The 8,002-nt window shown below is 62.3% G+C and carries 7 protein-coding genes and 2 pseudogenes; 4 read left to right on the forward strand and 5 right to left on the reverse strand.

The genetic code is table 11. From position 1 onward, the window contains the following. Positions 1-49: 49 nt before the first annotated feature. From J7302_RS25060 to J7302_RS25070, 4 genes and pseudogenes are all read right to left on the reverse strand, one after another. Positions 50-2,176 (reverse strand): TonB-dependent receptor, encoded by a 2,127-nt coding sequence (locus J7302_RS25060; RefSeq protein ID WP_215381221.1) that lies wholly within the window; start codon positions 2,174-2,176, stop codon positions 50-52. A gap of 116 nt (positions 2,177-2,292) precedes the next feature. Then, positions 2,293-2,487: pseudogene (locus J7302_RS27190) on the reverse strand (AraC family transcriptional regulator); the annotation flags it as partial. Positions 2,488-2,833: 346 nt separating this feature from the next. After that, positions 2,834-3,091, reverse strand: coding sequence for a DUF2790 domain-containing protein (locus J7302_RS25065; protein ID WP_215381238.1), 258 nt, complete (start codon positions 3,089-3,091; stop codon positions 2,834-2,836). Between the two features lie 203 nt (positions 3,092-3,294). Then, positions 3,295-3,765: a YMGG-like glycine zipper-containing protein gene (locus J7302_RS25070; RefSeq protein WP_215381240.1), complete on the reverse strand. Its 471-nt coding sequence runs from the start codon at positions 3,763-3,765 to the stop codon at positions 3,295-3,297. 209 nt (positions 3,766-3,974) lie between these two features. On the opposite strand from J7302_RS25070, the gene J7302_RS25075 reads away from it, so the two are divergent. The 4 genes and pseudogenes from J7302_RS25075 to J7302_RS26735 all read left to right on the forward strand — a co-directional run. After that, a complete protein-coding gene (locus J7302_RS25075; protein WP_215381242.1) occupies positions 3,975-4,448 on the forward strand; it encodes an Lrp/AsnC family transcriptional regulator in 474 nt (157 codons plus the stop codon). Positions 4,449-4,732: 284 nt separating this feature from the next. Continuing rightward, positions 4,733-6,415, forward strand: a complete 1,683-nt coding sequence (locus tag J7302_RS25080) for a flavin monoamine oxidase family protein (protein WP_215381244.1) — start codon at positions 4,733-4,735, stop codon at positions 6,413-6,415. Positions 6,416-6,429: 14 nt separating this feature from the next. Then, positions 6,430-7,224 (forward strand): carbon-nitrogen hydrolase family protein, encoded by a 795-nt coding sequence (locus tag J7302_RS25085; protein WP_215381258.1) that lies wholly within the window; start codon positions 6,430-6,432, stop codon positions 7,222-7,224. Positions 7,225-7,352: 128 nt separating this feature from the next. Next, a pseudogene (locus tag J7302_RS26735) lies at positions 7,353-7,496 on the forward strand (LysR family transcriptional regulator); the annotation flags it as partial. Positions 7,497-7,876: 380 nt separating this feature from the next. Here the strand turns inward: J7302_RS26735 and J7302_RS25090 are convergent. Next, a partial coding sequence (locus J7302_RS25090) for an acyl-CoA dehydrogenase C-terminal domain-containing protein (RefSeq protein ID WP_215380070.1) occupies positions 7,877-8,002 on the reverse strand: 126 nt, incomplete at its 5' end.

Raw genomic sequence — 8,002 nt, forward strand, 5'->3', positions numbered from 1 at the left:
AGAAAGCAAGACGCCCGGCATTGGCCGGGCGTCTTTGTTGGAGCAGGTCTCAGAACCTGTAGTTGGCGCTCAGCTCCAGGGTCCGGGGCGCCCCCGGAGTGATCAGGTCCACGGACCCGTGGGCCGAGGCGTAGTAGTCGCGATCGAAGACGTTGTGCAGGCGCAGCGCCATGTCCCACTTCGGCTCGTTGTAGAGCAGCGCGGCGTCCACGGTGGTGTAGCTGGGCATCACCACCACGTTGTCCAGTGCGGTGTAGCGATCATCCACGTAGTTGGCGCCCATGCCGACGCGCCATTGCGGGGTCAGCGAACGCACCAGCCAGAGGTTGGCGCTGTTGCGCGGGGTGAGCGTAGGCGTCTGGCCTTCGTTGGGCACGCCGTTGGTCTTGCTGTTGGACTTGGTGATCTCCGCGTCAAGGTAGGCGTAGCCGCCGTAGACCTGCCACTTGTCGCTGAGCTGGCCGCTGAAGGTAGCCTCGAAGCCATCGGTGCGTTGCTCACCGGCGAGCACCAGCAAGGCTGGGTTGGTCGGGTCGGCGGTCTTGATGTTGGTGCGCTCGAGGCGGAAGACCGCTGCGGTCACCGACAGGCGACTGTCGAGGAAGTCCCACTTGGCGCCCAGCTCGTAGTTGGTGGTTTCTTCCGGCTCGAGATTCTCGTTGGCCACGCTGACGGCGAAGACCTCACCGGAGGGCTGGTAGCCGCGGCTGACCGAGACGTAATAGGACTGCATCTGATCCGGCTGGAACACCAGGCCGGCGCGCGGGCTCCAGGTTTTGTCGGTGCGGTCGAGGTCGACGTTCTGCACGCGATCGTCATCGTATTCCTGGCCGAAGATGTCGTAGCGCACACCCAGCAGTGCCTTCCACTGCGAGGACAGCTCGATCATGTCCTGCACATAGAAGCCAGCGGTGTCCTGGAAGTTGGTGCCCTTGGAGGACAGCGTGCTGGCATGCTCCGGCACGACGACCAGGGCGTCGCGATAAACCGGCACCTGCGCCACGTTGTTCTGATTGAACACGCGCTGGTATTTATCTTGATGTCCAAGCTCGATGCCGTAGAGGAGGCTGTGCTGCATGCCGGCGAGTTGGGCCTGCTGCTTCAACTCGGTCTGGTTGAACACACCGTACTCATCACGCGCGACGTTACCGCGGTTCAACTTGACCAGCAGTTCGCCGTTAGGGGCCGTGACGAAACGGGTCGCACTGCTGTCGGCCAGGGTGTTGTTGCGGTCCAGATCGTAACGGTAGTAACGGCTGGTGTTGCTCAGGGTGAAGTCGTCGTTGATCCGGTAATCGATGCCGGCGGTGAAGGAGAACACCTCGCTGCGGGCGTAATCCTGGTCTGGGTCGCCGGAGCCGAAGCGCTTGTCGCGATCGACATCGACCGGGCGATCGCCGCGGGCGGGGATGCCGAAATCGATCAGGCGCTTGTCGTAGAGGTAAGTGGCCCCCAGGTTGAGCTCCAGGTCATCGGACAGCCTGAAGTAAGCCGAAGGCGCGATGGCCTTTCGATCGATGTAGCCGTCATCACGAAAAGTGTCGCTGTCCTCCAGTGCACCGGTGACACGGAAAGCCTTGTTGCCCTGCTGCTGGTCGGCCCAGCCGGCGTCGAACTGGGTGCGACGCTTGCCTTCGCTGTCGAAGCTGGCGCCCAGTTCTTGCTTGGGGTCGAAGGTGGGCTTTTTGCTCACACTGTTGATCAAACCGCCGGACGAGCCACGGCCGTAAAGCACGGCGGCCGGGCCCTTGATCACCTCGACCCGCTCGACGTTGGAGAGATCGCGGAAATACAGCGCGTCGTCTCGAATGCCGTCGACGAACATATCGCCGATGGCGCTGAAGCCGCGGATGGTGACCTGGTCGCGCTGGCCGTCGCCGTTGGACAGGCCAACGCCGGGAACATTCTTCAGGACATCCTCCATCGACTGGGCACCCTGATCCTTGATCACGCTCTCAGGGACCACGTTCACTGTCTGCGGGATGTCGCGCAGCGGCGCGTCGATCTTCAGCGCGCTCTTGCTCTCGGTGGCCTGGTAGCTTTGCTGTTCGTAGGCGCTGGTCACAGACGTTGCCGGTATGGCCAGGGCCTCGTTCGTTTCCGCTTGAACGGCCGGAATCACCAGTACACCCAGCATCGACAGCGCGGCTGGGTTAATGCGCAAAAATGCCACCATGAGCTCCTTGTTAAAATACTGGCGCTAATGGTAACAATTCTAATTTGTAAATAAATAGCAAAGCTCAATGAGTTGTAAGAATATTCCGAGAGAGCACCGAGATAAGACCGTCAACCTCCACGCCCGACCGCTCCGGGCGCAAGGTTCATGCGCCAACACGTCAAGTACTGCATTGCCGGCTCGCCCACCCGTGCAGTGAAGCGCGCGGCAAAGGCAGACGGGGACATAGCCGCCGCCTCCGCCAGTGAAGCCAGGCTCCAATCGCGCGCCGGGTCGCGGTGGATCAGGCCGATAGCGCGGCCGATCTGGCGAGGTATGGGGATACGTGAACTGCTCGGCCAGCGTGACCCGAGCTTTGCCGAGGCGACCCGAATCCTTGGTGCGCGCCTGGGGCGGCCACAGCTCGGGTACGTGCAATCGCCCTTCGCAGATATGGCTGGGCTGCTACAGGAAGCGGGCATTCTCCGAATGCCTGGCAGGGCTCTATGTAGAGCTGGCCCAGGCGATCAAAGATGGTCAGGTGAGGTCCCGGGAAGGACGGCGACCATCCAATACCACCGCGACCTCCTTCGAGGCTTTCGTCGATAAAGTGATAAACGGCACGTCGTGCTCGCTGGCCCGCACCGAGTAGCTTGGATTGTGCGCAGCGATACCCATTCAGCTATTGGCGCAAGCACTGGACTGCTTGAGATAGGTGACGGATTTCTGCTCGCCTTTGGAATCGACGTAGGTCATCTTCGCCTGCACGGTCTCGCAGCTGAGCGGGTTGGGCTCATCGATGGAAATCACTCGGGCGACGTCCAGCGGCATGCCGTACTCGTAGCCGACAGCTTGGGTCGCTTCGGCAGCGATCACCCCGCTACTGGCAAAGGCGGCTAAAAAAAGGCTCGCGCCGGTGAGAATCGAGCATTTCATGAGAGTCTCCTTAGGAAGTCATTTCAGGTTCCCGGAATCGGCTTACAGCACCTTGGGACCGATGGTGAAATGAGACTCCAGAAGAAGCAGCGGAAAAAGCCGCCTTTACTGAAAGGGCCTTTCCGTGGCGCGCAACAATCCCGCCCCTATGCCATCGGGCTCGCACGCTCGAGTTGATTCAGCGATTGCTGATCGCCGACTTCTCAAGGCGTCACCTGATAGCCCCGCTGTTGCAGGCAACTGGTGTAGGCCGAAGAGGACGTGCTGCTCGCCTGCTCGACAGTGCGGCGGTCCTGCCGACGCTCCTGACGTTGGCGCGAGCCCCCCACCACCGCCCCGGCTACAGCAGCGTCCTTGGCGCGCTCCTGCCGGTATTCCTGCTTCACGTCGTCATCCACCCGGTCATACACCTCCTCGTGGCGGTTGCCTCGCACCTGGGCAACCGCCGCGCCGGCCACGGCGCCTGTTGCAGCGCCACGGACTCGTCCGCCGCTTTGCGTGGAGCTGCTGGTTGTGCTTGTTGAACTGCCGGCTTGGCTCTGGCACGCGGCGATGTCCTGCTGGACCTGTTCGGGGCTCTGCCCTTGCAAGGGCACCACGGTTTCGGCGTTTGCAGGAAGACTGGTCAACGCGCCGAGCAGCAGGCTGCAGTAGAGGTATGACGACGATTTCATAGCGGGACGACTCCCGTGCGGAGATGCTGTTTCGGCCGGTACCTCTGCGCCTTCATCCAGCCATTCAGCAATAAGTCTGGTCACTCACAGCCCCGGCGACGGCCCAGCCGACCAGTGGGCTGCGGCAGCAAAGTTTCATTCCCTTCGCGCCCTTCAGGTAGCCTTGCGCACCCGCTAACCTCATTGCACATGCCACCGCCGAGCCACTTATGTCTGACCTGAACCCCGCCGTCCTCGACGAAATCGACCGCCAGCTGATCGGAGCGCTGCAAATCAACGCCCGCGAAAGCGTGGCGATGCTTGCACGGCGTCTGGGCATTGCGCGGACCACGGTGACCTCGCGCCTGGCGCGGCTGGAGAAGGCCAATGTGATCAGCGGCTACGGCGTGCGCCTGGGCCAGCGCGTGGCGGATGGCGGATTGCAGGCCTATGTCGGCATCACCGTGAAGCCGCGCAGTGGCAGGGAAGTGCTGCGTCGCCTCACCGGCATGGCCGAGGTGCAATTGCTCTGTGCGGTGAGCGGCGAATTCGATTACGTGGCCTGGTTGCGCGCCGATTCACCGGAGCGGCTGGACCAGTTGCTGGACATGATCGGCAGCGTCGACGGGGTGGAGAAGACCACCACCTCGATCATCCTGAGCTGCAAGCTGGATCGGGGCCAGCCGCTGGCGCCACCTGCCTGACCCCATAAGAGCGAACTCTGCTCGCCAAGCCCCCCCGCATCCGTTCGGGAGCAAGCTCTCGCCTAGAAGATGTGGCACTGAGAGCCGGCATTTACTTTCGTACACGCCCTGGAACAGTCCGCCGCTGAAGCATCTTGTCATTCTGTACAAATAATTCGTCACTTAGCACAACAAGACTTCCAAATGACGACACTTTGCGTCTTAACGACGAACTTCACGCTCCCTAGAATGGCTCCACCGCTGCCCGAGCTGGCAGCCCTCTCTCACCGCCATCAAGGTCCATCATGAATAACAACAATCGCCACCCCGCCGACGGCAAGAAACCCATCACCATTTTCGGCCCGGACTTCCCCTTCGCCTTCGATGACTGGATCCAGCACCCGGCCGGTCTGGGCAGCATTCCGGCCGAACATCACGGCGAAGAAGTGGCGATCGTCGGTGCGGGCATCGCCGGTCTGGTAGCGGCTTACGAGCTGATGAAGATGGGTCTCAAGCCCGTGGTGTATGAGGCCTCGAAGATGGGCGGCCGCCTGCGCTCGCAAACCTTCGAGGGCACTGACGGGATCACCGCCGAGCTCGGCGGGATGCGTTTCCCGGCCTCCTCCACGGCCTTCTATCACTACGTCGACATGCTCGGCCTGGAAACCAAGCCCTTCCCCAACCCGCTGACTCCGGCCTCGGGCAGCACGGTGATCGACATCGAGGGCAAGACCTACTACGCCGAGAAGCTCTCCGACCTGCCGGCACTGTTCCAGGAAGTGGCCGACGCCTGGGCCGATGCCCTGGAAGACGGAGCCCGTTTCGGCGACATCCAGCAGGCGATCCGCGACCGCGACGTGAAGCGCCTGAAGGATCTGTGGAACACCCTGGTTCCACTGTGGGACGACCGCACTTTCTACGACTTCGTCGCCAGCTCCAAGGCATTTGCCAAGCTGTCCTTCCACCACCGCGAAGTGTTCGGCCAGGTGGGCTTCGGCACCGGCGGCTGGGACTCGGACTTTCCCAACTCGATGCTGGAAATCTTCCGCGTGGTGATGACCGCGTGCGACGACAACCAGCACCTGATCGTCGGCGGCGTGCAGCAGGTGCCGCTGGGCATCTGGCGCCACGCACCTGACCGCTGCGTGCACTGGCCGGCCGGCACCAGCCTGGCATCCTTGCACAACGGTGCCGCGCGCCCGGGCGTGAAGCGCATCGCCCGCGCCGCCGATGGCCGCATGGCGGTGACCGACAACTGGGGCGACACCCGCCACTACGCAGCAGTACTGACCACCTGCCAGAGCTGGCTGCTGACCACCCAGATCGAATGCGAGGAGTCGCTGTTCTCGCAAAAAATGTGGATGGCCCTGGACCGTACCCGCTACATGCAGTCGTCGAAGACCTTCGTGATGGTCGACCGCCCGTTCTGGAAGGACAAAGATCCGAAGACCGGCCGCGACACCCTGAGCATGACGCTGACCGATCGCCTCACCCGCGGCACCTACCTGTTCGACAACGGCGACGACAAGCCGGGCGTGATCTGCCTGTCCTACTCGTGGATGAGCGATGCGCTGAAGATGCTGCCGCATCCGGTGGAGAAGCGCGTGAAGCTGGCCCTCGATGCGCTGAAGAAGATCTACCCGGACGTGGACATTGCCAGCCACATCATCGGCGACCCGATCACCGTGTCCTGGGAGGCCGACCCGCACTTCCTCGGCGCCTTCAAAGGTGCGCTGCCGGGCCACTACCGCTACAACCAGCGCATGTACGCGCACTTCATGCAGGACGACATGCCGGCTGAGCAGCGCGGCATTTTCATCGCCGGTGACGATGTGTCCTGGACGCCGGCCTGGGTCGAAGGCGCGGTGCAGACCTCGCTCAACGCGGTCTGGGGCATCATGAAGCACTTCGGCGGCAGCAGCTCTGTCGAGAACCCTGGCCCCGGCGATCTGTTCGCCGAGCTCGGCCCGATTGCGCTGCCGGACTGATCCAGGAGAACCCCATGCGCATCGCCCTCTACCAATGCCCGCCCCTGCCGCTGGAGCCCGCCGCTAACCTCGAGCGGCTGCAACGCCGCGCTGCGGAAGCGGCAGCCCAGGGGGCAGCGCTGCTGGTCTGCCCGGAGATGTTCCTCAGCGGCTACAACATCGGCCTGGACGCGGTAAGCGCCCTGGCCGAACACCGCGACGGCCCTTGGGCCGCGCGGGTGGCCGAGATCGCCCGCGAGCATGGAATCGCCATTCTCTACGGTTATCCCGAGCACAGCGCCGAGGGGGCGATCTTCAACTCGGTGCAACTGATCGACAAGCGCGGAGACAGCCTCGGCAACTATCGCAAGACGCATCTGTTCGGTGATCTGGACAACAGCATGTTCAGCGCTGGCGGCAATGACTTCCCGCTGGTCGAACTGAACGGCTGGAAACTGGGGATGTTGATCTGCTATGACGTGGAGTTTCCGGAGAATGCTCGACGGCTGGCGCTGGCCGGCGCCGACCTGGTACTGGTGCCGACGGCGAACATGGTGCCCTACGACTTCGTCGCCGAAGTGCTGGTCCGCGCCCGCGCCTTCGAAAACCAGTGCTACCTGGCGTACGCCAACTACTGTGGCAGCGAAGGCGAGATCCACTACTGCGGTCTCTCCAGCGTCGCCGCACCGGACGGCGGCCTGTCGGCCAGCGCCGGGCGCGACGAGACGCTGATCTTCGCCGACCTGGATCGCCAGAAGCTGGAAGCCTCACGGGCTAGCATCACCTACCTGAAGGATCGGCATCCGGAGCTGTATCACCCGCTGATATAACCCGCCAGACACCATGCTCTTTGTAGGTGCGAATTCATTCGCACCTACAGGTTTGGTCACTTCCTCAAGTCAACGCCGCATGCGACCCGGTCAGGTAATCCAACAGTCTGAACAGGGTCGGTTCCAGCGCGCGGCAACTGCACGCCAACCAGGGCCTGCTGTGGAAGCCAATGAGCCAGTCGCGTGTGCCATTGAAAGTGGGATTGGTACTTCGCGATGCGCAGCGCCGACAGGCGATCCTGGAACTGTTGCGCTCGAAGCTGGAAGGGGTTTTTGACGCCGAAAGAGCCACTGCTGTGACGGAGGGCCGAGCGCGTTTGCGAAGCGCAGTAAAAGAAAAACCCCGCCGAAGCGAGGTTTTGCAGACTAAGTCCCGACATCCCTGATCGCACCGCCATCCTGGCGGAAATCCGGCGTATCCCTGTTTTGCACTGCGCTTCCTGCGCGACGTCCTAGTGATGTGAAGATTAGCCCTGCCTGCAAAACCCCGGTAGCAGCATTAGCCACCAGAAAATGTAAGCTTTGGCTTACATGATTGGGGAATTAACAACGCAATATTTAGCACCTAAGCCTTCAGCGAGTTCAGATCAATACCCAACATGACAAAGAAAAGCCCCGCGGTTAGCGGGGCCTTTTGAGACTGAAACGAGACTTAGAACTGCGCAGTGTCCAGCAGGTACAACGATTCGCTACCGGCCTTCACCGAGGCGGTCAGCGAGTGGATGCGCGGCAGCAGGCGCGCGAAGTAGAAGCGCGCGGTGCCGAGCTTGCTGGCGTA

Source organism: Metapseudomonas boanensis, assembly GCF_018704125.1.
Classification (GTDB): Bacteria; Pseudomonadota; Gammaproteobacteria; order Pseudomonadales; family Pseudomonadaceae; genus Metapseudomonas; species Metapseudomonas boanensis.

Coding starts and splice junctions, on each gene's coding strand:
- J7302_RS25060 (WP_215381221.1), bottom strand. CDS start 2,176: ATGGTGGCATTTTTGCGCATTAACCCAGCCGCGCTGTCGATGCTGGGT.
- J7302_RS25065 (WP_215381238.1), bottom strand. CDS start 3,091: ATGAAATGCTCGATTCTCACCGGCGCGAGCCTTTTTTTAGCCGCCTTT.
- J7302_RS25070 (WP_215381240.1), bottom strand. CDS start 3,765: ATGAAATCGTCGTCATACCTCTACTGCAGCCTGCTGCTCGGCGCGTTG.
- J7302_RS25075 (WP_215381242.1), top strand. CDS start 3,975: ATGTCTGACCTGAACCCCGCCGTCCTCGACGAAATCGACCGCCAGCTG.
- J7302_RS25080 (WP_215381244.1), top strand. CDS start 4,733: ATGAATAACAACAATCGCCACCCCGCCGACGGCAAGAAACCCATCACC.
- J7302_RS25085 (WP_215381258.1), top strand. CDS start 6,430: ATGCGCATCGCCCTCTACCAATGCCCGCCCCTGCCGCTGGAGCCCGCC.